Origin of the sequence: Prauserella alba (genome assembly GCF_024171735.1) — a bacterium.
Lineage (GTDB): Bacteria > Actinomycetota > Actinomycetes > Mycobacteriales > Pseudonocardiaceae > Prauserella > Prauserella alba.
Map to the genome: position 1 here is coordinate 1,104,230 of NZ_JAMTCH010000003.1, position 25,515 is coordinate 1,129,744.

24 protein-coding genes and 1 pseudogene are annotated in these 25,515 nt (G+C 70.8%); 16 read left to right on the plus strand and 9 right to left on the minus strand.

From position 1 onward, the window contains the following. The first annotated feature begins 6 nt into the window (after positions 1-6). From LY12_RS05000 to LY12_RS05025, 6 genes and pseudogenes are all read left to right on the plus strand, one after another. Positions 7-204, plus strand: coding sequence for a ferredoxin (locus LY12_RS05000; protein ID WP_253827418.1), 198 nt, complete (start codon positions 7-9; stop codon positions 202-204). An 8-nt stretch (positions 205-212) separates the two neighbouring features. Next, on the plus strand, positions 213-1,028 hold the full coding sequence (locus tag LY12_RS05005) for an enoyl-CoA hydratase/isomerase family protein (RefSeq protein WP_253853555.1): 816 nt from the start codon (positions 213-215) through the stop codon (positions 1,026-1,028). Further along, positions 1,028-2,680 (plus strand): AMP-binding protein, encoded by a 1,653-nt coding sequence (locus LY12_RS05010; RefSeq protein ID WP_253853556.1) that lies wholly within the window; start codon positions 1,028-1,030, stop codon positions 2,678-2,680. The genes LY12_RS05005 and LY12_RS05010 overlap by 1 nt, the downstream gene beginning before the upstream one ends. A gap of 18 nt (positions 2,681-2,698) precedes the next feature. Continuing rightward, the gene (locus tag LY12_RS05015) at positions 2,699-3,616 is read left to right on the plus strand and encodes an HpcH/HpaI aldolase/citrate lyase family protein (RefSeq protein ID WP_253853557.1); all 918 of its coding nucleotides are present in this window, start codon (positions 2,699-2,701) and stop codon (positions 3,614-3,616) included. A gap of 21 nt (positions 3,617-3,637) precedes the next feature. Continuing rightward, positions 3,638-4,102, plus strand: a pseudogene (locus LY12_RS05020) (MaoC family dehydratase); the annotation flags it as partial. Between the two features lie 69 nt (positions 4,103-4,171). Then, positions 4,172-5,338: an acyl-CoA dehydrogenase family protein gene (locus LY12_RS05025; protein ID WP_253853559.1), complete on the plus strand. Its 1,167-nt coding sequence runs from the start codon at positions 4,172-4,174 to the stop codon at positions 5,336-5,338. 128 nt (positions 5,339-5,466) lie between these two features. Here LY12_RS05025 and LY12_RS05030 read toward each other — a convergent pair whose 3' ends face one another. The 4 genes from LY12_RS05030 to LY12_RS05040 all read right to left on the minus strand — a co-directional run bounded on the left by LY12_RS05030 (position 5,467) and on the right by LY12_RS05040 (position 8,446). Next, positions 5,467-6,249, minus strand: a complete 783-nt coding sequence (locus tag LY12_RS05030; RefSeq protein WP_308292065.1) for a crotonase/enoyl-CoA hydratase family protein — start codon at positions 6,247-6,249, stop codon at positions 5,467-5,469. Beyond that, complete coding sequence (locus tag LY12_RS25865; RefSeq protein ID WP_301301778.1) at positions 6,246-6,374, minus strand: hypothetical protein; 129 nt, start codon at positions 6,372-6,374, stop codon at positions 6,246-6,248. Before LY12_RS25865 ends, LY12_RS05030 begins: the two co-directional genes overlap by 4 nt. Before the next feature lie 10 nt (positions 6,375-6,384). Next, entirely contained in the window at positions 6,385-7,143 is a 759-nt protein-coding gene (locus tag LY12_RS05035) for an SDR family NAD(P)-dependent oxidoreductase (RefSeq protein ID WP_253853561.1), read from the minus strand. A gap of 97 nt (positions 7,144-7,240) precedes the next feature. Continuing rightward, positions 7,241-8,446, minus strand: coding sequence for a thiolase family protein (locus LY12_RS05040; RefSeq protein WP_253853562.1), 1,206 nt, complete (start codon positions 8,444-8,446; stop codon positions 7,241-7,243). Positions 8,447-8,640: 194 nt separating this feature from the next. On the opposite strand from LY12_RS05040, the gene LY12_RS05045 reads away from it, so the two are divergent. From LY12_RS05045 to LY12_RS05060, 4 genes are all read left to right on the plus strand, one after another. Further along, a complete protein-coding gene (locus tag LY12_RS05045) occupies positions 8,641-9,789 on the plus strand; it encodes an acyl-CoA dehydrogenase family protein (protein WP_253853563.1) in 1,149 nt (382 codons plus the stop codon). 108 nt (positions 9,790-9,897) lie between these two features. Then, positions 9,898-11,067, plus strand: coding sequence for an acyl-CoA dehydrogenase family protein (locus LY12_RS05050; protein WP_253853564.1), 1,170 nt, complete (start codon positions 9,898-9,900; stop codon positions 11,065-11,067). After that, a complete protein-coding gene (locus LY12_RS05055) occupies positions 11,068-11,817 on the plus strand; it encodes an SDR family NAD(P)-dependent oxidoreductase (protein WP_253853565.1) in 750 nt (249 codons plus the stop codon). A 3-nt stretch (positions 11,818-11,820) separates the two neighbouring features. Next, a complete protein-coding gene (locus tag LY12_RS05060; RefSeq protein ID WP_253853566.1) occupies positions 11,821-12,624 on the plus strand; it encodes an amidohydrolase family protein in 804 nt (267 codons plus the stop codon). On the opposite strand, the gene LY12_RS05065 is transcribed toward LY12_RS05060, so the two are convergent. Next, complete coding sequence (locus tag LY12_RS05065) at positions 12,610-13,869, minus strand: MFS transporter (protein ID WP_308292066.1); 1,260 nt, start codon at positions 13,867-13,869, stop codon at positions 12,610-12,612. The genes LY12_RS05060 and LY12_RS05065 overlap by 15 nt on opposite strands. 113 nt (positions 13,870-13,982) lie before the next feature. Between LY12_RS05065 and LY12_RS05070 the strand changes: the two genes are divergently transcribed. After that, positions 13,983-14,846 (plus strand): helix-turn-helix domain-containing protein, encoded by an 864-nt coding sequence (locus LY12_RS05070; protein WP_253853567.1) that lies wholly within the window; start codon positions 13,983-13,985, stop codon positions 14,844-14,846. A 43-nt stretch (positions 14,847-14,889) separates the two neighbouring features. Here the strand turns inward: LY12_RS05070 and LY12_RS05075 are convergent, their stop codons facing one another. After that, a complete protein-coding gene (locus LY12_RS05075; protein ID WP_253853568.1) occupies positions 14,890-15,630 on the minus strand; it encodes a FadR/GntR family transcriptional regulator in 741 nt (246 codons plus the stop codon). After that, positions 15,630-16,961, minus strand: a complete 1,332-nt coding sequence (locus LY12_RS05080; protein WP_253853569.1) for a CaiB/BaiF CoA transferase family protein — start codon at positions 16,959-16,961, stop codon at positions 15,630-15,632. The genes LY12_RS05075 and LY12_RS05080 overlap by 1 nt, the downstream gene beginning before the upstream one ends. 278 nt (positions 16,962-17,239) lie before the next feature. Between LY12_RS05080 and LY12_RS05085 the strand changes: the two genes are divergently transcribed. Then, positions 17,240-18,661 carry an MFS transporter gene (locus tag LY12_RS05085; protein WP_308292067.1) on the plus strand — a complete coding sequence of 474 codons (1,422 nt, stop codon included), beginning with the start codon at positions 17,240-17,242 and terminating at the stop codon, positions 18,659-18,661. Between the two features lie 33 nt (positions 18,662-18,694). Here the strand turns inward: LY12_RS05085 and LY12_RS05090 are convergent, their stop codons facing one another. Together LY12_RS05090 and LY12_RS05095 are read right to left on the minus strand one after the other, a co-directional pair. Continuing rightward, positions 18,695-19,705: an NAD(P)-dependent oxidoreductase gene (locus tag LY12_RS05090; protein WP_253853570.1), complete on the minus strand. Its 1,011-nt coding sequence runs from the start codon at positions 19,703-19,705 to the stop codon at positions 18,695-18,697. Next, positions 19,705-21,246 carry an FGGY family carbohydrate kinase gene (locus LY12_RS05095; protein WP_253853571.1) on the minus strand — a complete coding sequence of 514 codons (1,542 nt, stop codon included), beginning with the start codon at positions 21,244-21,246 and terminating at the stop codon, positions 19,705-19,707. Before LY12_RS05095 ends, LY12_RS05090 begins: the two co-directional genes overlap by 1 nt. A 290-nt stretch (positions 21,247-21,536) precedes the next feature. Here LY12_RS05095 and LY12_RS05100 point away from each other — a divergent pair, with 290 nt between their 5' ends. The 4 genes from LY12_RS05100 to LY12_RS05115 all read left to right on the plus strand — a co-directional run bounded on the left by LY12_RS05100 (position 21,537) and on the right by LY12_RS05115 (position 25,513). Continuing rightward, complete coding sequence (locus tag LY12_RS05100; RefSeq protein WP_253853572.1) at positions 21,537-22,844, plus strand: MFS transporter; 1,308 nt, start codon at positions 21,537-21,539, stop codon at positions 22,842-22,844. 144 nt (positions 22,845-22,988) lie between these two features. Next, the gene (locus LY12_RS05105; RefSeq protein ID WP_253853573.1) at positions 22,989-23,978 is read left to right on the plus strand and encodes a sugar-binding transcriptional regulator; all 990 of its coding nucleotides are present in this window, start codon (positions 22,989-22,991) and stop codon (positions 23,976-23,978) included. Next, the gene (locus LY12_RS05110) at positions 23,975-24,610 is read left to right on the plus strand and encodes a class II aldolase/adducin family protein (RefSeq protein WP_253853574.1); all 636 of its coding nucleotides are present in this window, start codon (positions 23,975-23,977) and stop codon (positions 24,608-24,610) included. The genes LY12_RS05105 and LY12_RS05110 overlap by 4 nt, the downstream gene beginning before the upstream one ends. A gap of 147 nt (positions 24,611-24,757) precedes the next feature. Continuing rightward, positions 24,758-25,513, plus strand: a complete 756-nt coding sequence (locus tag LY12_RS05115) for an SDR family NAD(P)-dependent oxidoreductase (RefSeq protein ID WP_253853575.1) — start codon at positions 24,758-24,760, stop codon at positions 25,511-25,513. Positions 25,514-25,515 lie beyond the last annotated feature (2 nt).

Consider the following 25,515-nt stretch of genomic DNA (forward strand, 5'->3'; position numbering starts at 1 on the left):
GCAGCCATGAAGGTCCGAGCTGACGAGAACCGGTGTCAGGGACACGGTCTGTGCAATATGACCGCTCCCGACGTCTTCGACCTGTCCGACGAGGACGGGCACGTCGTCGTGCGCACGCCGGAGGTGCCGCCGGGGCTCGAGGACGACGCCGCCCGCGGCGCCGAGGCGTGCCCGGAGCTCGCGCTGTCGGTCACGGACGAATGAGCACGCACATGACAGCTGATACCGCCGCCGTCGAGGTCGGCGAACACGACGGAGCGCTGTGGATCCGGCTCAACCGGCCCGACCGGCGCAACGCCTACGACATCGACATGGCGCACACGATCATCGAGGCGCTCGGGCGGGCGACGAAGCTCCACGCCGTCGTCATCACCGGTTCGGGCGGCAGTTTCTGCGCAGGTGGTGCGCTCGACCAGCTCGACGACCCGGATCCCGACCTGCTGCGCACCTTGTTCCACACCTCGGCGCGCATGCTGCAGGCTGTGCGCGACTGCCCGCGTCCGGTGTTCGCGGCGGTGGACGGCGCGGCTGCGGGCGGCGGCAACGAGCTCGTCGTGGCCTGCGACCTCGCGATCGCCACCCCGCGAGCCACCTTCGGGCAGACGGGCCCGCGGGTCGGGTCGGCTCCGGTACTCGGCGCGACCAACCACATGGCGGTGCAGATCGGCGAGAAGAAGGCCAAGGAGCTCACGTTGCTCTGCCGCCGCTACAGCGCGCAGCAGGCGCTGCAGATGGGACTGATCAACGAGGTCGTCGACGTCACCGGCGGTGATGACCAGGTCGCCGCCCTCGAACGCCGGGTCGGCGAGTGGATCGGTGAGCTCAAGGCACTGAGCCCGCTGTACCTGGAGATCAGCAAGGTCAGCTCGAACCTGTGGTGGAACACCGGCCAGGACTCGATGTCCAGCGGTCTCGCCATGCTCACGCAGGCCGTCGGCAGCGACGACATGCGGGAGGGTGCGCGGGCGTTCGTCGAGAAGCGGCGCCCGGAGTTCCCGCCGCCCGGCACCGGAACACGGAGGTCGTGATGCCGCGACGGTTCTACACGGAACTGCGCCCGACGTTCCCGGACCGCGGGCTGTGGGCGCTGCCGACGGTGCTGCGGCACTGGGCGGAGACCACCCCGGACCGGGTCTTCCTGGACACACCCGAGGAATCGGCCACGTGGACCTATGCCGGCACCCTCGCCGCCGCCGAACGGATCGGCCGCGCGCTGCTCGCGGCGGGCACCGCGCCGGGCGACCGCGTGGTGATCATGGCCGCCAACTCGTCGCGGTTCGTCCGCAGCTGGCTGGGCACCGCGGTCGCCGGACTCGTCGAGGTGCCCATCAACACCGCCTACGAGCACGACTTCCTCGCCCACCAGGTGCGGACCGTCGAGGCGCGCATCGCCGTCATCGACGACGTGCACGCCGAGCGGTTCGCCGCCGTGGCCGAGGCCGCTGCCGACATCACGCGCTTCTACGTCATCGACACCGGCTCCCGTGATGCCGCGCTGGCCACGCTGCGCGGCGCGGGCTGGGAGGCCGAACCGTGGGAGGTCCTCGAGGAGGGCGCAGCCACCGAGCTGCCCGACGTGGCGCCGGGCGACCTGGCGTCGGTGTTCTTCACCTCCGGTACCACCGGGCCGTCGAAGGGCGTCGCGATGCCGCACGGCCAGATGTACTTCTTCGGCGACGAATGCGTGTCGTTGACGCGCCTGACCGCCGACGACGCGTGGATGACGGTTACGCCGCTGTTCCACGGGAACGCCCAGTTCATGGCGGTGTACCCGGCGCTGGTGGCGGGTGCGCGGGCGGTGGTGCGGTCGCGGTTCAGCGCCAGCAACTGGATCGACCAGATCCGCGAGAGCCGCGCCACGGTCACCAACTTCATCGGCGTCATGATGGACTTCTTGTCGAAGCAACCGCCGCGACCGGACGACGCCGACAACGTACTGCGGTGCGTCTTCGCCGCGCCGACCGCCGCGTCGCTGGTCGACGAGTTCCGGAGCCGCTACGGCATCGAGGCGTTCGTCGAGGTGTTCGGCCTCACCGAGACCTCGGCGCCGATCCTCTCGCCCTACGGCGAGGACCGCCCTGCCGGTGCCGCGGGCCTGGCCGCCGACGAGTGGTTCGACGTGCGGCTGGTCGACCCGGACACCGACGAGGAGGTCGGCACCGACGAGGTCGGCGAGCTGGTCGTGCGCCCGCGGGTGCCGTGGATCTGCAGCATGGGCTACTTCAACATGCCGGATCGCACCGTCGAGGCCTGGCGGAACCTGTGGTTCCACACCGGCGACGCGCTCAAGCGGGACGCCGACGGCTGGTTCTACTTCGTCGACCGGTTCAAGGACGCCCTGCGCCGCCGCGGCGAGAACATCAGCTCCTACGAGGTGGAGACGGCGCTGCTGAGCCATCCTGCGGTGCTGGAATGTGCCGTCATCGCCGTTCCCGCGGACGCCGAGGCCGGCGAGGACGAGGTGATGGCGTACCTCATCACCGAGGAGCCGGTGAGTGCGGAGGAGATCTGGGACTGGTGCGGCAGCAAGGTGCCCGCCTTCGCGGTGCCGCGGTTCCTGCGGTTCGTCGACGAGCTGCCGAAGACGCCGAGTCAGCGGGTACAGAAGGCGAAGTTGCGCGAACTGGGCATCACGCCGGACACCGTCGACCGCACCGCGCTCGCCGCGACGGCGGGCTGAGCGGAAAGGGAACCACCGATGCATCCCTATCGATCCGTGCTGTTCGTGCCCGCGCACAAGCCGGAATGGGTCACGAAGGCGATCGCGAGCGGCGCCGACGCCGTCGTCCTCGATCTCGAGGACTCCGTGCCCGCTGACCGCAAAGCCGAGGCCCGCGGCCTCGTCGCCGGCACGATCGGCCGGGTTCGGGAGGCCGGTCACGAGGCCGGGCTGTTCGTGCGGCCGAACGCGCTGGACACGGGGCTGGCGGGCGCGGACCTCGAGGCCGCCGTGTGCCCGGGGCTGACCGGGCTGTTCGTGCCCAAGGTGCGTGACCGGGACGACGTCCTGCGGTGGGAGACGCTGGTCGACTGGTTCGAACTCCGCAATCGCTCCGGCAGCGGCCCCGGCACCGGTGCCGGGGCGGACTCCGGTCTCGAGCTGATCGTGCCGGTCGAGACGGTCGAGGCGATCCAGAACTGCCGGGAGATCGCGGGCGCCTCGCCGCGCGTGGGCGCGATGATCGGACCGACGGCCGAGCATGCCGACATCGCCCGCGCCGTCGGTTACCGGTGGAGCCGCGAGGGCACCGAGACGCTGTATCTGCGGAGCCGCGTACTGCTGGCCTGTCGCGAGCACGGCCTGCACGCGCTGACCGGACTGTGGGAGGAGCTGTCCGATCTGGACGGCCTGAAGGCGTTCGCGGACTACGGACTGCAGCTCGGATTCCGCGGCCAGATCGCCATTCACCCCTCGCACGTGGCCACGATCAACGAGGTGTTCTCGCCGACCGCGGACGAGATCGAGTTCCGCGAGGGCCTCGTCGCGGCGTTCGAGGAGGCGGCGACGCGGGGCGACGGCGCGGTGCGCTACCGCGGCATCCACATCGACAAGGCGCACGCCGACACCGCGCGGGAGTGGCTCGCCCACGCCCGCCGCGTGACCGGCCGTGCGTGAGCATCCACCGAGCGCAGGGAGCCGACCATGCCGGGTCTGTACTTCGAGGAACTCGTCGAGGGCGAGGTCTACGACCACCCGATGACGCGCACGGTGACCGAGATGGACAACGTCCTGTTCACCTCGCTCACCATGAACCCGCAGCCACTGCACCTGGACGAGGAGTTCGCCAAGACCACGATCCACGGCCACCGGCTGGTCAACAGCCTGTTCACGATGGCGCTGGTCGGCGGGATGATCGTCTACGACCTGACCTACGGCACCACGCTGGGCAACCTCGGTTACGAGAAGGTCGAGTTCCCGAACCCGGTGTTCCACGGCGACACGATCCGCGCGAGCAGCACGGTCCTGCGCAAGCGTGAGTCGGCCTCACGCCCGGAGGCCGGCATCGTCTGGTTCGAACACCGCGGCATCAACCAGCGCGACGAGGTCGTCTGCCTGTGCGAACGCGCCGGCATGATGATGAAACGCCCTGCCGAGGCGTGAATCGTCCACTTCGGACTTACCACCGGCCGCGGTATCGGGGAACGCGGCAGCCCGGCTCAGGAGGCCATGATGGGATTCGGTTACGACGAGACGCACGAGGACATCCGGAAGGCGGTGCAGCAGCTGTGCGGCCGCTTCGGTGACGAGTACTGGGCCGCACACGACCGGTCGCACGAGTTCCCGTGGGAGTTCTACCGGGCGGTCGTGGCCGGCGGGTGGCTCGGACTGACCGTGCCCGAGGAGTACGGCGGCGGCGGCCTCGGCGTGACGGAGGCGGCCATCGTCGAACAGGAGATCTCCGCCTCCGGCGCGGGCATGAACGGCTGCAGCAGCGTCCACATCGGAATCTTCGGCTTCGAACCGCTGATCCGGCACGGCAGCGAGGAACTGAAGAAACGGTTCCTGCCGCGGCTGGTCGACGGAGACCTGCACACCTCGTTCGCGGTGACCGAACCGGACGCCGGAACCGACACGCTGAACCTGTCGACCACGGCGCGCAAGGTCCACGGCGGCTTCCGCGTGTCGGGCAAGAAGGTGTGGATCACCAAGGCCCAGGAGGCCGAGCGGATGATGCTGCTCTGCCGCACCTCACCGCGGGAGGAGGGCTCGGGCCGCACCCGCGGGCTGACGCTCATGTTCGCCGAGGTCGATCGGGACCACGTCGACATCAAGCCCATCCCGAAGCTCGGCCGCAACGCCGTCGACACCAACGAACTGTTCATCGACGAACTGTTCGTCGCCGACGAGGACGTCATCGGCGAGGTCGGCGAGGGATTCACGGCGATACTGGCGGGGTTGAACGCCGAGCGGGTCCTGTCGGCCAACGCCGCGATCGGACTCGGCCGCGCGGCGCTCGCTCGCGCGTGCAAGTACGCAGGTGAGCGGGTCGTGTTCGGCAGGCCGATCGGCAAGAACCAGCTCATCTCGGGCCAGCTCGCCGAGGCGAAGATCAAGCTCGACGCCGCCGACCTGATGTGCAAGCAGGCCGCGTGGATGATCGACAACGACATCCCGTGCGGCAAGGAGGCCAACGAGGCGAAGTACCTCTCCGCCGAGGCGGGGTTCCACGCCGCCGACGTGGCGATCAGCGTCCACGGCGGCTACGGCTTCGCGCAGGAGTACCACGTCGAACGCTACTTCCGGGAGGCGCGGCTGATGCGGATCGCGCCGATCAGCCAGGAGATGGTGCTCAACTACGTCGCCGAACACGTCCTGGGCCTGCCCCGCAGCTACTGAGACTCCCGCCCGCCGGCCCGCGGTCACCGCGCCGGCGGGCGGAGACCGGAGACGGAAGGGCCGCCGATCCGCTGTGGATCGGCGGCCTCCTGGGTGTGCGATGCGTCGTCCGCGCTCGTGCCGGTCGGCTACTCGCCCTTCCACACGGGCTTGCGCTTCTCGGCGAAGGCGGTCGCGCCCTCCTGGGCGTCGGCCGACTTCCGCACCGGGTCGAGGAACTCGTTCTGCCTGCCGAACTTCTCGTCGAGCGGCCAGTCGGCGGAGCGGACGAGCACCTGCTTGGAGGCTGCCAACGCCAGGGGCGCGTTCTCGGCGACGGTGTCGGCGAGAACCAGTGCCCCGTCGAGGGCCCCGCCGGCGCCGGTGAGCGTGTTGACGAGCCGGGCATCGGCGGCTTCCGTGGCCGGCCACATCCGGCCGGTGAACACGAGTTCCATGGCGAGGTGGTACGGGATCCGCTCCTGCAGCCGCAGCAGTCCGCCCGCACCGGCGGTCAGCCCGCGCTTGACCTCCGGCAGCCCGAACGTCGCCTCGTCGGAGGCGACGACGAGATCGCACGCGAGCACAATCTCGAACCCGCCGCCCAGCGCATACCCTTCGACGGCGGCGATGAGCGGCTTCGTCGGCGGCCGCTGCACCAGGCCCGCGAACCCGCGGCCCTCGACGATGGGGACCTCGCCGCGGGCGAACCCCTTCAGATCCATGCCCGCGGAGAACGTGCCGCCCGCGCCGGTGACGACGCCGACCGACAGGTCGGGCCTGCGATCCAGCTCGTCCACGGCTTCGGCGATCTGCCGTGCCATCGCCAGCGACACGGCGTTCTTCGCCTTCGGCCGGTTCATCGTCAGCACGAGCACGCGGCCGCGCTCGGCCACCCGGAGTTCCGGCTCGTCGGTCACGGAATCGGTCACTGCACGCTCCACAGGTGTTCGGCGCCGGCCCTGCCGGCTGGGCAGCTCAACACGGGGTCCATCAACACGGTGTCGATCAGCGCTGGGTCGGTCAACACGGTGTCGATCAGCGCTGGGTCGGTCAACGCTGGTCGATCAGCGCGGTGCCATGCGAATGGCGCCGTCGAGGCGGATCGTCTCGCCGTTCAGCATGGGATTGTCGATGATCTGTTCCGCCAGCTGAGCGTACTCGGCGGGGACCCCGAGCCTGCTGGGATGCGGGATCGTCGTGCCGAGCGAGTCGCGGACCTCCTCGGGCAGGCGCGCCAGGATCGGCGTGTCGAACAAGCCCGGGGCGATCGTCGTGACGCGGATTTGCTTGGACGCCAGGTCCCGCGCCGCGACGAGGGTCATCCCGACGATGCCCGCCTTCGACGAGGCGTACGGAAGCTGTCCGATCTGGCCCTCGTAGGCCGCGACGGACGCGGTGAGTATGCACACGCCGCGCTCCCCGTCGACCGGCTCGTTGCGGGCCATCCGCGCGGCGGCGAACCGGAGGACGTTGAAGGTGCCGTAGAGGTTGGTCTTGACGACGGTGTCGAACATGTCCATCGACCCGGGGTTGCCGTCGCGGTCGACCAGCCGTAGCGCGCCACCGCGTCCGGCACAATGCACGACGGCGCGCAGCGGGGCCGCTGCGACGGCGGTGTCGATCGCGGCCTCCACCTGGTCGCCGTCGGTCACGTCGGCAGGTGCGAAGGTACCGCCGAGCTTGTCGGCGACCGCCGCCCCGTCCGACGAGGGCAGGTCGAGCACCACCACGTGGGCGCCGCGGTCGGCCAGCCGGGTGGCGCTGGCCAGGCCGAGGCCGGAGGCGCCGCCGGTGACGACGGCGGAGCTGTCGGTGAGGTCCACGGTTGTTCTCCTTCTCGCGTCCGGATCGCGGGTTCCGAAGCGGCGGGTCCCGGTCCCGACGCTCGGGAACGCGGTGAGGGCCGGTGCCGCCGCGGGATCAGACTCGTTCGACGATGGTGGCGTTGGCCATGCCGCCCGCCTCACACATGAGCTGCAGGCCGTAGCGGTGACCGCCGTCGTCGAGTGCGGACAGCATCGTCGTCATCAGCCGGGCACCGGAGGCGCCGAGCGGGTGCCCGAGGGCGATCGCCCCGCCGCGGGGGTTGAGTCGTGCCTCGTCGGCGCCCGAGCCGGCGAACTCCCGCAGCCAGGCCAGCGGAACGGGGGCGAACGCCTCGTTGAGTTCGACGTGGCCGATGTCGGCCAGATCGACGCCGGAGCGCTCGAGAATGCGGTGCGTGGCCGGGATCGGGGCGGTGAGCATGAGCAACGGGTCGTCGCCGCAGGCGTGCATCGCGCGGATGCGGGCCCGTGGGGTGAGCCCCAGCTGCGCGCACTTCTCGGCGGTCATCAGCAGCAGCGCGCTCGCGCCGTCGGTGACCTGCGAGGAGTTGCCCGGCGTGATGTGCCAGCCGACGTCGGGGAAGCGGGCGCTCGCCGCGTCGGTGCGGAACGCCGGTTCGAGGGCGCCGAGCTTGTCGGCGGAGCTGTCCGGGCGGATCGTCTCGTCGTCGGTGACGGTGCCGTCGGGCGTGGCGACCGGGACGATCTCGCGGGTGAACGCACCCGCCTCGCGTGCCGCCGCCGCCCGGTGATGCGAGCGCGCCGAGTAGTCGTCGAGTTCGCCGCGGTCGAGCTTCCACTTCGCGGCGACCAGCTCGGCGGCCACGCCCTGGGAGACGAGGCCGGGGGAGTAGCGGTCGGCGACGCCCTCGCCGTACGGATCGGCGTCGAGCCGTGCCGAACCCATGCGCACGCGGCTCATCGACTCGACACCGCCCGCGACCGCGATGTCGTAGGACCCGGCCATGATGGCCTGCGCGGCGAAGTGCACGGCCTGCTGCCCGGAGCCGCACTTGCGGTCGATCGTGGTGGCGGGAACGTGCTCGGGCAAGCCCGCGGCGAGCCAGGCCATGCGGCCGGGCGTCGCTGATTGCTCGCCGACCTGTGAGACGCAGCCGATGAGGACGTCGTCGACGGTGGCCGGGTCGACGCCGGTGCGGCCGAGGAGCCCGGTGAGTGTCTGGGCCAGCAGGTCGACGGGGTGGACGCCGGCGAGTGCGCCGCCTGGTTTGCCCTTGCCCATCGGGGTGCGGACCGCGTCGACGATGACGACGTCGCTGACTTCCCGCGCTGGAATCATAGTAATTACTTATCATGATATGCATGTCTACGTCCATGATGGGCCTCGACGCGAGCACTCCGGAAATCGGGAGTGCGCCGGGGGAATCGGGAGCACGTCGGCTTCCCGGCGGTTCCGGGGTGGTGTCATCCGGTCACCTGTTGACAACCGTGGTGGATAAACCAGGATAATGATTACAACCAAGGAGGTCGACGATGACCGATGACATCCGGGAGATCCGCCGGCTCGCCGCGCAGGTGGCCGCGGACATCTACGCCCCGATGGCCGACGAGCTGGACGCCGAGCGCAGGCCGTTGCCGGTCGAGGAGCGCAAACGCCTCGGCGAACTGGGCTTCCTGGGCATCGCCCTGCCCGAGGAGTTCGGCGGCTCCGGGGCGCCGATCAGCCATGCCCTGGCCGTCATCGAGGAACTCGGCAAGGTGTGCCGGCCCGCGGCGTTCCAGGTCTTCGAATCGAACACCGGCCCCGCGCAGGTGATCAACCATCTGGGCACCGAGCAGCAGCGGAGGCGCTGGCTGCCGGACATCGTCGCGGGCGAGAAGACGATGGCGGTCGCGATCTCCGAACCGGACGCCGGGTCGGCGGCCACCGACATGCGCACCGCTGCGAAGCCCGTCGACGACACCTACGTCCTCAACGGCACCAAGCGGTGGATCTCCAACGGCGGCGAGGCCGACCTGTACCTGACCTACGCCCGGCTGTCCGACGCACCCGGGTCGAAGGGTATCGGCGGCATCGTGGTCGAGAAGACGGCCCCGGGACTGAGTTTCGGCGCTCAAGAGAAGTTGATGGGCTTCCGCGGCATCCCGTCGGCGGACGTCATCTTCGACGACGTCGTCGCGCCCGCCGACAACGTCGTGGTGCCCGCGGGCGGGTTCGGCAAGCTGTTCGGCGTCTTCTCCATCGAGCGACTCGGCAACACCACGATGAGTCTCGCCGTCGCGCAGGCCGCTCTCGACCGCACGAGAGCCTATGTGCAGGAACGTGAGCAGTTCGGCAAACCGCTGGTCGAGTTCCAGAGCGTGCAGACGAACCTCGCCGACATGGTGCTGCAGGTGGAAGCCGCTCGCGCGCTGCTGGAGAAGGCCGCCGACAGCGCGGGCACCGGCCTGCCCGACCCGTTCAAGGTCTCGCTCGCCAAGTGCACCGCCAACGAGATGGCCAAGCGGGTCACCGACCTGGGGATGCAACTGCACGGCGGCAATGGCTACACCGAGGAGTACGGCCTCGAACGGCTGCACCGCGATGCGCACGGCTGGGCCATCGCCGGCGGAACCCCGGCCATGCAGCGCACCCGCATCGTGTCCGAACTGCTCGGCCGCCGCTTCGACCAACGCGGCTGAGGAACGTGTCGACGCCGTTCGCGTGGCGGCGCGGCCGGCGGTGCGAGCGGGCGGCAGCGACGCCGGCACCGCCCACCACACATGCGCACGAGTGAAAGGCGACAGACAGTGGCTTCTGAGCAGTTGTTCGACCTCTCCGACGGGCACCGCAGGATCCAGCGGGTGGCCCGGGACGTGGCCGCGGCGGTCGAACCGTTCGCCGCCGAGGCGGACGAGAGTTCCGGTGTGCACGAGCGGACCGCCGCCGTGCTCCGGGAATCGGGGCTGGCCCGGCAGGTCGTCCCCGCCGCCCACGGTGGGGAGTCCGAGACGCTCGACCCGTTGGCGATCGCCGTCGTCCGCGAGGCGCTGATGTACAGCTCGGCCCACCTGGACTCGCTGTTCGGGATGCAGGGCGTGGGCAGCTACTCGCTGTCGGTCGGCGGTTCGGAGGAGCTGAAGGCCGAATGGCTGCCGAAGGTGGCGGCGCTGGAGGCGATCGCCGGCCTGGCGCTGACCGAACCGGACGTCGGTTCGGACCTGCGCGCGATCACGACGACGATCGAACGCCGCGGCGGCGACCTCGTGGTACGCGGCCGCAAATCGTTCATCACCAACGGCGGAGCCGCATCGTTCTACTGCGTGCTCGGCCGGGAGGACGACGGCTACTCGATGGTGCTCGTGCCCGCGTCGTCGGCGGGACTGCGGGCCGAGCAGGGCGCCGACATCATCGCCCCGCACATCCTGGGTGAGCTGACGTTCGACGACGTGGTCGTGCCGGAGGCCTGCCGGCTGGGCGAGCCCGGCAAGGCGTTCTCGCTGATGCTGCAGACCCTCGCCGTGTTCCGGGTGACCGTCGCCGGCTCGGGGGTCGGACTCGGGCAGGCCGCGGTGGACGAGGCGACCGCGCACGCCACGACGCGTACCCAGTTCGGCAGTCCGCTGCTGGAACTGGGCGCGGTGGGGCAGAACATCGCCTCCTCGTGGGCCGACGTCGAGAGCGCACGAGCGATGACCTACCGTGCCGCATCGCTGGCCCGCGCCGATCCGCTGTCGCATTTGGACTACTCGTCGATCGCGAAGGTCGTCGCCACCGAGGCGGCAGGCCGCGCGGCCGACCGCGCGGTGCAGAGCATGGGCCGGTTCGGCCTGGTGCGCGGATCGAAGATCGAACGGCTGTACCGCAACGCGCGCCCGCTGCGCGTGTACGAGGGCGCGACCGAGGTGCTGCTCGACTCGCTGGCCCGCAGGCTGGGCAAACAGGCCGCGAAGCAGCAGGCAGGGAAGAAGGTGTCCTGAATGGACTTCGGACTCGACGGCGCCGTCGTGCTCGTCACCGGTGCGAGTCGCGGCCTGGGCGCGGCCATGGCGACGACGCTCGCCGAGGAGGGAGCCACGGTCGTCGCAGCCGCACGCAGCGAGGACGCGCTCGCCGAGGTCGCCGAACGGGGGCAGGGGCGGATCACGGCGGAGGCCGTCGACATGCGGGACGAGGACGCCGTGACGGCCCTCGTCGAGACCGTGGTCGCGCGTCACGGCCGGATCGACGCGCTGGTCAACAACGCGGGCATCGCACCGGCGGGAGCGTTCGCCGACCAGGATCCGGGCGTGTGGAAGGAGACGATGGCGGTCAACGTGATCGCGCCGATGCTGCTGGCCCAGGCAGCGGGCAGGCATATGATCGCACGGGGGAGCGGCAGGATCGTCAACATCGCCTCCACCACGGGCGTACGCGGCAAACCGCACCTGGTCGGCTATTCGACGTCGAAGGGTGCCGTCGTGCGGATGACCGAGTCCCTGGCCGCCGAGTGGGCGGACAAGGGGGTGCAGGTCAACTGCATCGCCCCGGGGGCCTTCGCGACCGACGCGCAGAGCGCCGTGCTCGAATCGCCCGACCTGCTCGCCCGGCGGGTCAAGAGGATCCCCGCGGGCCGCATGGCCGATGCGGAGGAACTGATGCCGTTGCTGTGCCTGCTCGTGTCCGCCCGCTCGCCGTTCACCACGGGCTCGGTCTTCGTGGTCGACGGCGGGGAATCAGGAAAGTTGTGAGCCATGATCATCGACGCGCACACGCACGTCTGGCCCGACACGATCGCCGCGGCGGCGCTCGCGGGTAACCGGCTGCCCGGGCTGACCGCCCGCGGCGACGGCACGGTCGGCGGCCTGACATCCACCATGACCGGCAGCGGCGTCGACATGAGCTGCTGTCTCGGTATCGCGGCCGAGGCGCGACATGTCGACTCGGTGAACCGGTTCGTCGCCGGGACGGCCAGCGACCGGCACTATCCCGTCGGCACGGTGCACGTGGACCTGCCGGTCGAGGAGAACCTGGCGAGCCTGCACAGGCACGGCATCCGTGCCGTGAAGATCCATCCGCTGTTCCAGAACTACGGGCTCGACGATCCGCGGCTGTGGTCGATCCTGGAGGCGTTCGGCTCCGACATCGCCGTGATCACCCACGTCGGCGCCGGTAGCTCCGACGCCCGTACCAACAGCCTGTCCAGCCCGAGGATGATCGCCGACATCGCGCGGCAGTTCCCCGGCCTGCGGCTGATGGCCTGCCACTTCGGCGGCTACAAGATCCTCGACGACGCCGAGGAGATGCTCTCCGGTGCCGACGTGGTGCTGGAGACGTCGTGGCCTCCGGGGCTGAACACGCTGCGTCCCGAACGGGTCCGCCGGCTGATCCGCAATCACGGCGCCGAGCGGATCGTCTTCGGTTCCGACTGGCCGATGGCCGATCCCGGCGACGAGATCGCCGCGATCGACGCTCTCGGACTCACCGACGACGAGACGAAATCGGTGCTCGGCGGCACCCTCGCCCGCGTGCTGGACCTCGAATCACCGTGGCGCTGAGACCTCTGCGCGCCGCGAGCTCCGGCGGCGTGCCGCGAGGCGCGCGACCACGATCAGGGCCAGTCCGAGCAGCGTGAGTGCCGCTCCGGTCACGGTGGGGCTGCGCAAGCCGTGGCCGCCGGCGATGGCGGCACCGGCAAGGCTGACGCCGAGGGTGTTGCCCAGGTTGAACGCGGCGATGTTGGTTGCCGAAGCCAGCGTGGCCGCACCGGTGGCATGGCGAAGTACGCGTGCTTGCAGTCCTGGGACGGTGGCGAAACCGACCGCACCCAGCAGCGTCAGCATGACCGCGGTGGGCAGGGGGAGGGCGGCGACCGAGCCGAGGCCGAGGATGACGGCGGGTAGCAGGATCGAGAGCACCAACACCGCGTTGTCGGGGTGCTTGTCGGCCGCCCGGCCTCCGATGAGGTTGCCCGCGAAGAGACCGACGCCGAAGAGCACCAGCAGCCACGGGATCGCCGAGGCGGAGTAGCCCGTGACGTCCCGCAGCAACGGTTCGACGTAGGTGAAGGTTCCGAACATGCCGCCGAACACCAGGGCGGTGGTCACCAACGACGTCAGTACCTGAGGTCCGGCAAGGGTGCGGAACTGCCGGCCGATGGGGAGCTGGTTCTGCTCGGGCCGGGTCCGGGGCACCAGCGTGATCAGCCCGGCCAGGGCGACGAGGCCGACGAGGGAGATGAGCCAGAACACCGAGCGCCAGCCGAGCTGCTGGCCGACGAACGTTCCGGCAGGGACCCCGAGCACGTTGGCGATGGTCAGCCCGGCGAACAGCGCCGCAACGGCGGAGGCCTTCCGGTGCGCCGGCACCAGCGAGGCGGCCAGGACCGCGCCGATACCGAAGTAGCCGCCGTGAGCCAGGGCGGCGATGATCCGGCCGGTGAGCATCACCTCGTAGTTCGGGGCCGATGCCGAGAGGGTGTTTCCCATGACGAAGAAGGCGAGGAGCAGCACCAGCGCGTACTTCGGCGGCCTGCGCATCAGAAGCGGGGTGATCACCACCGCACCGGGAACGACGGCCAGGGCGTAACCGCCCACCAGATGGCCCGCCTGGCTGACGGTGACGTCCAGGTCGGTGGCGACCTCTGTGAGCAGCCCGGCGATGACGAACTCGGTCAATCCGATGCCGAACCCGCCGATGCTCAGCGCCAGCAGTGCCGCGGCTGCCGTCCTCCTGTTCGCTGTGGCTTCGGAACCGGATGCCGCCGGCGCCGTCGGGGGAGTGGTGTTGTCCGTGTGTGTCACGACCCCACGGTCGCCCGCAGCGCGGCGAGGAGCCTTCCCGCTGTTGTGCCTACCCCTGAGAGGGGCAGTCACCGACCATGACGCCGCCGGGGAGCCTTGGGAGGATGGCGGCCATGACGGTCCAGTGCGCTCGCCAGCCGGCCGGAGGGCAGGGGAAGCCGAACCCCATCGGGGACTTCCTGCGCGCTCACCGGGCCCGGATCACGCCCGACCAGGCGGGAATCCCGTCCTACGGCACCATCCGCCGCGTACCCGGACTCCGCAGGGAGGAACTCGCGCAGCTCGCCGGGGTCTCCGTCAACTACTACATCCGGCTGGAACAGGGCGAAGCCGTGAACCCCTCGTCCGGGATCATCACCGCGCTGGCACGCGCGCTGAACCTGGACGGCGACGCCACCGGCTACCTGCACAACATCGCCGGAACCGCCCAGCCCATCCAGGGCTCCAGCGCCGCCCGCGAGTCCGAAGCGGGGATGACGTTCACGTTCGACCGGCTCGTCGAACACATGCCCGGCACTGCCGCGATCGCGCTCTCGGCGACCAACGACGTCCTGGCCTGCAACCGGCCCGCCTACGAGCTGTTCTTCTCGCACCTGACCGACTCCGGCCCGTGGAACACCCACCGGCTGCTGTTCACCGATCCCGCCACCCGGGACCTGTATCGCCACTGGCGGGAGGAGGCCGCCCTCGCCGTCGCCTCCCTACGGTTCCACGCCGCGGCCGCACCCGGCGACACGGCGGTCACGGAGCTGGTCGGCGAACTGTGCGTGACCAGCAGCGAGTTCGCCGAACTCTGGGCCGAACACCCCGTACGCCGCTGCACCCGGGGCACCAAACACCTCCGGCATCCCGACCTCGGCGACCTCGATGTCGAGTACCAGGTACTCCACGCTCCCGACGGCGACGGGCGCCGTGTCCTCGTCCACACGGCCCCGCCCGGAACCCCGGCAGCGGACACCCTGGGACTGCTGGCCTGACGGTGTTCCAGGGCGGGCGCCCGTCACGTCAGACGGGTCCAGGTCACGTCAGGTGGGTCCAGGTGATCGGTGCGGCGAGGATGTCGGGGTACTTGCGTTCGGCGTACTTGACGTATTCGTCGATGTGGTGGGACATCGCCGCCGACGAGGCCTGCGGATCGCGCGTCGCGATCGCCTCGTAGATGCGCAGATGCGCCTTGTGCACGGCGGTGCGCCGCACCTTCGGATAGTCGATGCCGATCGCCGAGCCGTCGAGGATTCCCAGCAGCGCGTCGACGAGGTAACCGAACATGGCGTTGCCGCTGCCGTGGGCGATGATGTCGTGGAAGCGCTTGTTCTCGGCGAGGAACACGTGCTGGTCGTCGAGCTGGTCGTGCATCGTGTCGACACTGAGTTTGAGCTGGCCCAGTGCGTCGCCGTCGATGCGCTCGGCCGCCAGCTGCGCCATCATCGGCTCCAGGCCGGTGCGTGCCTCCGCGATCGTGCGGAACGGCGCGTTCTCGAACTGCAGCAACAGGGTCAGCGCCGTGGCCAGGCTGGAGGCGTCCGGCTGTTCCACCACGGGACCGCCACCCGGACCGGGCCGCAGCGAGATCACGCCCTGCAATTCGAGGAAACGCAGCGACTCCCGGAGCGTGCCGCGCCCCACGGCGTACTCGTCGAGCATCACCCGCTCCGGCGGCAACCGCTCGCCGACCGTGTTGCCGCGGTCGTGGATGTCGGCGACGATCCGCTGCGCGACGAGCATCGCCGTCTTGCGCGGCCGGAGCGGCGGCTGCGTCATCACGCCGCCCCGCTGGTCCTGCCGGCAGGTCCGGCGGCAGGGCCGGTGCCCGCCCCGGCGCCCGCGCCCGCCTCGGACGCCGCGCCCGGGCCGCGTGAGCCGGGCGCGCCGTCGACGGCGCCGATCACCCCGTCGGCCGACAGCGCGGTCAGCTCACCCGCCGGCATGCCCAGCTCGCCCGCCAGCACCTGCCCGGTGTGCTCACCGACCGTGGGCACTCCGTGATAGACGGGCCTGCCGGTGTCGCGCACGTGCAGGATCGGCCCCGGCATCATGGCGGGACCGAGCGCCGTGCCCGCCAGATCGACCAGGGTGCGCTGCAGGAAGTGCGGATCGGCCGCGATGTCGCTCGCGTCGTTGACGGCTGCGGACACGACCTCGTGCTCGTCGAGGACCGCCAGCGCCTCGTCGCGGGACCGGGCACCGATCCACTCGCGCACGATCGTCTGCAGCGACTCGTTGTTGGCCATGCGTGCGGTGTTGGTGGCGTAGCGCTCGTCGGTCTTCAGCTCCGGCGTGCCCATGGCGTCGAACAAGCGCATCGCGATGGCCTGATTGGACGCGGCGATCGAGAGCCAGCCACCGTCGCCGGCCTGATAGATCCCCCTGGGCGAGGCCGCGCCGGAGGCGTTGCCGTGCCGCTGCATGATCGTGCCGGAGGAGGTGTAGTTCAGCACCGCGTCGCCGAGGATGAACATCAGCGGCTCGTACAGTGCGACGTCGACCTCCGAGCCGTGGCCGGACAGCTCCCGTCGGTACAGCGCCATGGCCGTGCCGAACGCCGCCGAGATGCCGGCGATCGAATCGGCGAATCCGAACGGGGGCGCGGTGGGCGGTGTCTCCGGCCAGCCGTTGAGGAACGCGTAGCCGCTGGCGGTCTCGGCGACCGTGCCGAACCCCGGTCGTTCACGGTAGGGGCCGGTCTGGCCGAACCCGCTGACTCGCGTCATCACCAGGCGCGGATTGCGCGCGGCGAGGTCGTCGTAGCCCATGCCCCAGCTTTCGAGCCGTCCGGGACGGAAGTTCTCGATGAGGACGTCGGCCTCGTCGATCAGCCGTGTCACGACCTCGCGCCCACGCGGGGTCCGCAGATCGATGCCGACGGACCGTTTCCCGGAGTTGAGCCGCGCGAAGCCGATCGCGGTGCCGTTGTGGGCGGGCTGCCACTGCCGGGCGAAATCGCCGGCGGACGGGTCTTCGACCTTGACGACGTCGGCGCCGAAGTCGCGGAGCATGCGGCCGGTGGTCGGCGCCGCGTACATCGAGCCGAGTTCGATCACCCGTACACCGGCCAGCGGCCGCGCGTCGGAGGGGACGGTGTCCGTGGCCATATCGTCTCCTCTATGCGAATGGTGATGATAGATTAGCACAACGATACGCGGCCTGTGGGTGACACTGTCCAGGCTTCCCTGTCAGGTTCACCTGTAAGTCAGGTTCCCACCGGAGTGTCGGGGTCAACTATCCTGATGATGAGCATCATTGTCGAGCGTGGTCCACGACACTCGTCTTGCACGGTCGTGCCGGAATGTTGTCTACTCGATCGGCTGACATCGTTCGGCGCGCCCTCGTGTGGTGCGCCGGACATCGAGTGAAACGGAGGACACCGGCCGTGGCCCGAACGTCCGCGCCGTGGCCCGTGGTCGCCGTGCTCGCCGCCTCGGGTATCGCCGTGTCCTTGATGCAGACACTGGCCGTGCCGCTGCTGCCCGAGTTCCCGCGCCTGCTCGGCACGACCCCGTCCAACGCCGCGTGGCTGATCACGATCACCCTGCTGACCGGCGCCGTCTGCGCGCCGGTACTCGGCAGGCTCGGCGACATGTACGGCAAGCGGCGGATGCTGCTCGTGGCACTCGGGTCGATGACCGCAGGCAGTGTGCTCGGTGCCGTGAGCAGCGAGTTCGCCGCCGTGCTCGCGGCGCGAGGGTTGCAGGGGGTCGCCATCGGCGTCATCCCGCTCGGCATCAGCATCATGCGTGACGAGTTACCGCCCGAACGGGTCGGTACCGGCATCGCCGTCATGAGCTCGACGCTGGGTGCGGGTGGTGCGATCGGCCTGCCCTTGACCGGGTTCGTCGCCGAGTACGCCGACTGGCACTGGCTGTTCGCAGGCTCGGCCGTGTTCGGCGTACTGCAGCTCGTACTGGTGGTGCTGCTCGTGCCGGAATCGCCGGTGCGCAGTGGTGGCCGCTTCGATCTCGGCGGTGCGGTGGGGCTGTCGGCCGCGCTGCTGTGCCTGCTGCTGCCCGTGTCCCGGGGCAGCACCTGGGGCTGGGACAGTCCGGGGGTCCTGCTCCTGCTGGCCGCCGCCGTGGTGATCTTCGCGGGCTGGGGCTGGTACGAACTGCGGGTGCCCACCGGCCCGCTCGTCGACCTGCGGGTGTCGGCCCGGCCGGCCGTGTTGTTGACGAACGTCGCGTCCGTGCTCATCGGCGTGGCGATGTTCGCCTCGTTCATGGTCAGCGCCCAGATGCTGCAGGCGCCGGCGGGCACCGGCTACGGCTTCGACCTGTCACTGGTGGCCAGCGGCCTCGCGCTGCTGCCCGTCGGCGGCGCCATGGTCGCGTTCTCGCCGCTGTCGGCGGTCATCTCCCGCCGGTGGGGGCCGAAGGTGACGGTCGTGGCCGGCACGGCACTGCTGGCCGTGGGCAACCTGGCCCGGGTCGCCGTGCACGACGCGCTGGCGGCCGTGATCGTGGTGGTGACCGTCCCGGCGATCGGTGCGGCCCTCGCCTACGGTGCGGTGCCCGCGCTGATCATGCGTGCCGTTCCGCAGTCGGAGACCGCGGCCGCCAACAGTCTCAACGCGCTGTGCCGGTCGATCGGCACGTCGAGCTGCAGTGCCGTCGTCGCCACGGTGACGGCGGGGATCGTCGTCCGGGTCGGGGGCGCGACGTACCCCGGTAAGACCGCCTACACCGTGATCTTCGTGATCGCAGGGGCGGCCGCCGCGGTCGCGGGTGCGATCGCGTTGCTGACACCCGCACCGCGGACGGCCGAACCCGCGGCGCAGGTGCCTGCCGCGGCGCGTTGACGCCGCGCCCCGCCGGCTCCCGCTCCAGGGTGGTCAGCCCCGTGCCGGCAGGGCCGCCGCGTTGGCGACCGACGGGATCGGAGCCCCGTCCCGCCAGGCGCGCAGGGCGTCGGCGGCGAGTCGCGAGTGTTCGACGATCACGTCGTCCGAGGCGCCGCCGATGTGCGGGGTGAGGGTGACGTTCGGCAGCGACAGGAGTGGGTGATCGGCCGGCAGCGGCTCCGCCCAGTACACGTCCAGGCCCGCACCGGCGAGGTGTCCGCTGCGCAACGCGTCGATCAGCGGCTGTTCCTCCACGACGGCGGCTCGGCCCGCGTTGACGAGGTACGCACCGCGCGGCATGGTGGCGAGCTGCTCGGCCCCGAGCAGCCCGATCGTCGACTCCATCAGCGGGACGTGCACCGTGACGACGTCGGACCCGGCGAGCAGCTCGTCGAGCGGCACGATCGCCGCGTCGTCGCCGAACGTGTCGGCAGGCAGGTAGGGGTCGTAGACGAGCACGCGCATGCCGAACGCCCGCGCCCTGGCCAGGACCCGGCGTCCCACGGCGCCGCCGCCGAGGATGCCGAGGGTGCGCCCGCGGAGGCTCAGGCCGCGGAATGCGCGGTAGGGCTCGAACACGTCGTCGCTCGTCCAGGCCCCGGTTCGCAGCCATGCCTCGGCGCGGGAGGTGTTGCGCAGCGCCGACAGCAGGAGCGAGAACGTCAGGTCCGCGGTGACGTCGGCGTTGCGGCCGGGGGTGGTGGCCACGGGGATACCGCGCCTGCTGCACGCGTCGAGGTCGACGTTCACCGGCGCCGCGCGGCACGACACGGCGAGACCGAGGTTCCCGGCGAGCGCCAGCGACGGCTCGTCGAGCACGTCGAGTTCGCACACGACCGCGTCGGCCGCGGCGAGTTCGTCGTCGAGCCCGGCGTCGGCCAGCCGTCGTCCCGTGCCGGAGGGCGGGACCACGGTGAGATCGAACTCGGCCGCCAGGTCCTCGGCGATGCGCTGGTCGAACGCGGCGGTGACGAGGACGCGCGGGGCGGGCGAAGTGGGCATCAGACGGGTTCCTTGTGGGTGGGGGACGGGTGGTCGTCGCCGAGGGTGCGCAGGCCCCGCAGGGCGGGCCACTGTGGACGGATGGCGTCCCGGACGGCGACGAACGCGGCGAACCGGGTGTCGTAGGCGGTGCGCAGGCCGGGCTCGGGCCGGAACACGTCGAGCTCGCCGAGCAGCCGTGCGGCGGCCGTCGGCACATCGGTCCCGGTGACCGCGGCGAGTGCGTGGGCGGCGACCCCCCGCGCGCCGAGCTCGGCGGCCGAGGCGCGTTCGATCGTGCATCCGGTGATGGCGGCGAGGAGCTGGCACAGCAGTTCGCTGGTGGCCGCGCCGCCGCAGAGGCGCACGGTTCCGCCGACGCCGAGCGCCTCCTGGCACTCCCGCAGGCTGAAGGCGATCCCTTCGTACACGGCCCGCAGCAGCTGGCCGGGCGTCGTCTCGGTGGACAGCCCCACCCAGCTCGCCGAGGCGTGCGGATCGGCGAACGGGGCGCGCTCACCGGCCTCGGCTCCGTAGGGCAGATACAGCACGCCGCCCGCACCCGCGGGGACCGCACGCGCCTCGGCCTCGACCGATGCCCAGCTCTCCGCTCCTCTGCCGAGCAGGCTGCGCACCCAGTCGAGGTTCGGGGTGCCCGACATCGGGCAGAGGCATTCGAGCACCGCTCCGTCCTGCCCGGTGGCCAGCGTGATGCCGACGTCGGTCCCGACGTCGGCTCTCGTCGCGTGCACGGTGCCGAGGAAGGCGGTCGTGCCGATGATCGCGTAGGTCTGGCCCGGGGTGCTCACGCCGAGTCCCACCCCGCCCGCTGCCGTGTCGACCAGGCCGGTCACGACGGGGATTCCCGCGGGCAGGCCCAATGTGTCGGCGGCGGCAGGGGTGAGTGGCCGGTGGGCGCCGGCCGGCGCGATGGGCGGCAGCAGCTCGGCGAACCTGCGGTGGCCCAGTGCGTCGACGAGGTCGGCGGAGTAGGTGCCCGTGGCCGTGTCCACATAGGTACGGGAGGCCTCGGACGCGTCGGTCGCCAGCACGCCGGTCAGCTGCAGTCGGATCCAGTCCTTGCAGTTCGCGTGGTGGCGTGCGCGGCCGAGCAGGTCCGGCCGCGTCGCCTCGAGTTCCTCCAGCAGCACCGGCAGTGCGCCGGGGAAGAGGGTGGAGCCGGTGGTGCGGCGGATAGCTGCCGCCCTTCCGTCGTGTTCCCAGGCGCGCACCCTGTCGGTGGCGCGGCCGTCGAGCCAGAGGATCGCGGGTCCCACGGGTTCGTGGTGTTCGTCGAGCAGCCACGCGCCGTCGCCCTGCCCGGTGACGCCGGCGGCGGCGACGGCGACGTCGCCGGCCGCCTCGACGGCCTCCCGCACGGTGCGGACGACGGCGTGCCACAGCTCGGTCATCGATTGCTCCGCCTGTGCCGGGCCTGGCCTGGTGACCTCGACCGGGGTTCGGGCGGTGGCGAGTTCCGTGCCGTCGATGGCCAGCACGGTGGCCTTGACGGCCGTGGTTCCCGCGTCGATGCCGACCACGGCGACCGGGGGTTGACTCATCCGCTCTCCAGTGAACGCACTCGGCCGAACGCGTCCGGTCGAACGCGTTCCGGTTGAACCCACGTCGTGGACCCGCCGTGCGCACACATCGGGTGGATCCGATCCGCGAACCGGCGCCTTGAACATTGGTTCACACGACTGTTCTGTGGTTCATCCACGCTACGACGGCGAACTTCCCGTGGTCAACTCCTCGGGGTCACTTGACAGCGGCCCGCTCGGGGGTCACGCTGCCGATCGCAAGTGCACGGGAATGAACAAATGTTCATCCAGAGCTCAAAGGAGAGTTCGCGATGGCAGAGGTGACCGGGGAACCACGCACGGGTTTCGCAGGCTGGCTGGAACGGCAGGGCATCGTCCGATCGCTGGCCTGGGGATACCTCGCGCTTCTGCTGTTCATGGTCGGTGACGGGATCGAACTCGGCTTCCTCGGGCCGTACCTGGAGTCCCGGGGGTTCGGGGCCGCCGGCGTCGCGACGCTGATCAGCGTTTACGGCGTCGTCGTCGCGATCGCCGCGTGGCTGGCCGGAGCGCTCGCCGAGGCGTGGGGCCCGCGGCGCGTGATGCTGATCGGCTTCGCCGTGTGGGTCGTGTTCGAGGTGATCTTCCTCGGATTCGGCGTCGTGGCGGGCAACTACGAGGTCATGCTGCTTTCCTACGGCGTCCGCGGGTTCGGGTATCCGTTCTTCGCGTACGGGTTCCTGGTCTGGGTCACCATGGACACGCCGAAGGCGGTGATCGGCAGGGCCGTCGGCTGGTACTGGTTCGCCTCCACCGCCGGGCTCGGCGTGCTCAGCTCCTACTTCGCCGGCGCGGTCATCCCGCTCGTCGGGGAGCTGGCGACGATGTGGCTGTCGCTGGCGTTCGTCGCGGCGGGTGGCGTGATCGTGCTCTTCCTCGTGCGCACCAGGCGGCACGAGGCCGAGGCCGGAGCGTGGGCGAATCTGCGGCAGGTCGCGCGGGGACTCACGGTCGTGCGCAGCCACCCGAAGGTCGGCATCGGCGGCGTCGTGCGGATCATCAACACGCTGTGCTTCTACGCGTTCCCGGTGTTCCTCGCCTCGCACATGGTCAACGACGTCGGCTTCTCCCTACCGCAGTGGCAGACGATCTGGGGCACCATGCTCTTCGCCAACATCATCGGCAACGTCCTGGCCGGGTATCTCGGCGACCGGATCGGCCCGGTGAACGTCGTGGCGTGGTTCGGCGGACTGGGCTGCGTGATCACCGTGCTCGCCATGTACTACCTGCCCGAGTGGTTCGGGCCCAATTTCCCCGTGGCGATGATCGCGGCGATCCTGCTCGGGCTCGCCATGGCTGCCTACGTGCCGCTGAGCGCGATCGTGCCGCTGCTGGCCCCGACGCAGAAGGCCGCAGCGGTCGCGATCCTGAACCTCGGTGCGGGGCTGAGCAACGCGACCGGCCCGCTGCTGGCCCGGGCCTTCCTGGGGCCGTTCGGGGTCGGCGGCATGATGTGGCTGCTCGCCGGGCTGTACGCCGTGGGGATCGCGCTCACCTTCGGCCTGCGCGCTCCGGAGGTCGAGCCGGTCGACGCCGCCACCTCGTCCTCGCCGGAACGGGACGGGGTGAGGACGTCGTGAGCACGTGCCGACCGGGGCCCGCCTGCGGGCACGTCACCGCCGGCGGGGCGGTGCGACACGCGGCCGCTGCGGTCGACGGCAGTCGGGTGGACACGGCAGGATGACGTGAACGTACGGTCATTTACGAGAACGGATGTTCACCGCATGGAGTCGCGAGAACTGCAGGGCCGCGTCGCCCGGCTGCACTACCAGCACGGCATGACCCACCAGGAGATCGGCGACCTGCTCGGACTGTCGAGGGTGAAGGTGACCCGGCTGCTGGCCGATGCGCGCCGCTCCGGGATCGTCGAGATCACGATCCACAGTTCGGCCAACCCGTTCGCCGATCTGGAGGCCGAGCTCGTCGGGCGGTTCGGGCTGCAACAGGTGTGGATCGCCCCGAGTTTCCCCGAGGAACGCCGCACCACCGAGTCGGTCGGCATGGCCGGTGCGGAGTGTCTGCGCGCGCTCGTGCCGACGTCGGGAACCGTGGCCGTCGGGCTGTCGTCCAGCGTGGCCGCCATCGCCGCGCACGTGCACGCGGACCCGGCACCGGATCTCGGGTTCGTGCCGCTGGCGGGCAGTTGGGGCGGTATCTCCCGTGGCATGAACCCCCACGAGGTGGCGCTGCGGCTCGGTTCCGCCTTCGGCGCGCGGACCTACCACCTGCCGGCACCGATCCTGGCCTCGTCGCCCGACACGGCCGCCGCGTTCCGCTCCGACCCCGGAGTGCAGGAGACCATGCGGCGCGCCGCCGAAGCCGATCTGCTGATCGCGGGCGTCGGCGGAACGGAGCCGCGTGCCGGACTCCTCATCGACGAACTCGGCCGGTCCGAACAGCGGCAACTGGTGGCGGGCGGCGCCGTCGGCGACATCTCGGCCCGGTTCTTCGACGACGCCGGGCGGGCCGTCGCCGGTGACGTGGACGAGCGGGTGGTCGGGCTCTCGCTCGACCAGCTGTCGGCGATTCCGCACCGGGTGGCGGTCTCGTTCGGGCCGCACAAGGTGCGCGCGCTGGAGACCACGCTGCGCGCAGGCCTGATGAACATGGTGGTGACCGATGCCGAGACCGCGACCGCCCTCGTGGCCACGGCGGCGGGAGACCGGCGGCCGTCCGAGAACAGGGAATCCCAGTACAGAAGGAGCGGGGCATGAAGAAGGCGACCACGGTCGACGAACTGGTCGAGCAGCTCATCGACGTCGGCCGGATGGCCGTCGAACGCGGCCTCGTGCTCGCGAGCGGCGGCAACCTCTCCGCCCGGCTCCCCGGTTCCGGCGAATTCGTGGTGACCGCGTCCGGAACGTGGCTCGATCGGCTCGAACCCGGCGATTTCACCAGGATGGACCTCGACGGCGAGGTCGTCGGAGGGAACCGGTCACCGTCGAGCGAGTGGAAGCTGCACCAGCGCACCTACCGGGTGCGGGAGGACGTGAACGCCGTGGTGCACATCCACCCCCAGTACGCCGTGCTCGTGGACGCCCTCGGCCATCCCGTCCGGCTGTTCACATTGGACCACGCGGTGTACGTCAGGTCGGTGGGCCGCACCGATTACCACCCCAACGGGTCCGACGAGCTGGCCGACACGGCCGCGGCCGAGGCCAAGGTCCACGACTGCGTGATCCTGGGCCACCACGGATGTTCGGCGACGGGGCCGGATGTGGGCATGGCGTTCCGCCGCGCCATGAATCTGGAGGAAGCCGCCATCGCGACCTACCGGGCCCTGGCCGTCGGGGACACGGAGACGGCGTTCCCCGCCGAGGCCTACCACGCGTTGCACCACGCCTGAGCCGTCACGCGCGGACGGCACCCGGTCGGCGTCTGGCGGCGACCGGCGGGTGCCGGGCATGGTCGGCTGTGCCGTGCCCGGCGCCGGGCCGGGCACGGCAGCAGACGCGGACGAGCCGGCACCTGCGTGCCGGGGGCGGGAGCGGACATGGCGACCTACGACGTGGCGAACCGGTCGGCGATCGTGACCGGTGCCGGCAGCGGCATCGGCCGTGCGGTGGCACGACTGCTGGCTGCGAACGGTGCGGCGGTCGTCGTCGCCGATCTCGACGGCGACTCCGCGCACGCCGTGGTGGGCGAGATCGCCGACGCGGGCGGCGCGGCCACCCCGCTGGTGGGCGATGTGTCCGATGAGGACGTCCATGCCGAGGCCGTGACCGAAGCGGAGAAGCGCGCCCCGCTGCGGATCGCCGTGAACAACGCGGGCATCGGCGGAGCCGCCGCCGAGCTGGCCGAGTACCCGCTGGAGTCCTGGCACACCGTGCTGGCGGTGAACCTGGGCGGAGTCCTACACGGGCTGCAGGCGCAGATCCCCGCCATGGCCGCACACGGCGGGGGCAGCGTGGTGAACATGTCCTCGATGCTCGGCTCGGTCGGATTCCGCGGCCACGCCGCGTACGTGACGAGCAAACACGCGCTGCAGGGCCTGACCAGGAACGCGGCACTCGAATACGGCGCGCGGGGGATCCGCGTCAACGCCGTCGGTCCCGGTTTCGTCAACACGCCCGCCGTGGCCGGCGCACTCGACGAGGCGACGCAGCGTGAGCTCGCGGGCAGGCACGCGCTGGGACGACTCGCCGAGCCGGAGGAGGTGGCGCACCTCGTGGCGTTCCTGGCCAGTGACGCGGCAGGATTCGTCACCGGCAGCTACCACCTCGTCGACGGCGGTTACACCGCGAGCTGACA